We start from the raw sequence: 1,070 nt of genomic DNA, 5'->3' as shown, positions 1-1,070 counted from the left end.
GGCGCTGCTTGGCCAGCAGCACCTCGCGGGCGTCCGCGTCCTCGCCGCTGTTGCGCACCCTGGACAAGGAAGGCCGGCATCGACCTCGGCCGCGCAGGGACGGGCACTCGGCAGCAGCACGCCTGCAGCCCACGCCCCCAGCGCCTTCGAGACGCCGCGCCCCCACGGGCGGAGGCGGGACATTCACCGACGGCACCGCGACGCGGCTGACTTCCATGGTCAGCAGCCGCATGGTCCGTCCCCGTTTCCTGGCGTTCCCTCGTACCGGGCCCCTCGCCCGGCCCCACCGACGCTGGGGCTTCCACCAGAGACAAACAAACAACGTAACGGCGACCGGGCCCCCGGTCCTTCGGGGCGCCCGTCACGAGGAGCCGACCGTCACAAAGAGTCGGCCGTCCTTGCCCTCACTTGCGGTTGTAGAGCCGCATCGTCACAGAGCCGAAGACCACCACCAGTACCGCCGACCAGCCCAGCGTCCAGGCGATGTCCGCCGCCGGCCAGTCGCCTGCCATCAAGTCGCGGACCGCCGTGGACAGATGCGTCACAGGGCTGTTGTTGACGAAGGCCTGTAGCCAGCCCGGCATCGTCTTCGGGTCGACGAAGACATTGCTCAGGAAGGTCAGCGGGAAGATCACCATCATGCTGACGCCCATCACCGACTTCTCCGTGCGCAGCAGCAGGCCGAACATTGTCCAGATCCAGGAGAAGGAGAACGAGAAGAGCATCAGCAGCACCACGCCGAACGCGATGCCCACCAGGCCGCCGTCCGGGCGGTAGCCGATGACCACGCCGACCGTCAGCATCACCACGGAGGCGATCAGATAGCGCACCACGTCGCCGAGCAGATAGCCGACCATCGGCGCAGGCCGCCAGATCGGCAGCGTACGGAAGCGGTCGAAGACGCCCTTCGTGATATCGGTGTTGACCGCGACACCCGTGTACATCGTGATCATCACGACGCTCATGGTCAGGATGCCGGGCAGCAGGAACTGGATGTACGCGTCGACGGAGCCGGCGATGGCACCTCCGAAGAGATACGTGTACATCAGCACCAACATGATCGGGAACTC

Annotated in this window: 1 protein-coding gene; it reads right to left on the bottom strand. The window is 66.4% G+C overall.

Features of this window, described 5'->3' with window-relative positions:
• Positions 1-404: 404 nt before the first annotated feature.
• The coding region (locus tag ABZ070_RS37500) for an ABC transporter permease (protein WP_356640696.1) at positions 405-1,070 on the bottom strand (666 nt) is incomplete at its 5' end.

The sequence above is a fragment of the Streptomyces sp. NPDC006283 genome (genome assembly GCF_040613325.1).
Classification (GTDB): domain Bacteria; phylum Actinomycetota; class Actinomycetes; order Streptomycetales; family Streptomycetaceae; genus Streptomyces.
This window is presented reverse-complemented; position numbering and strand designations above follow the sequence as displayed.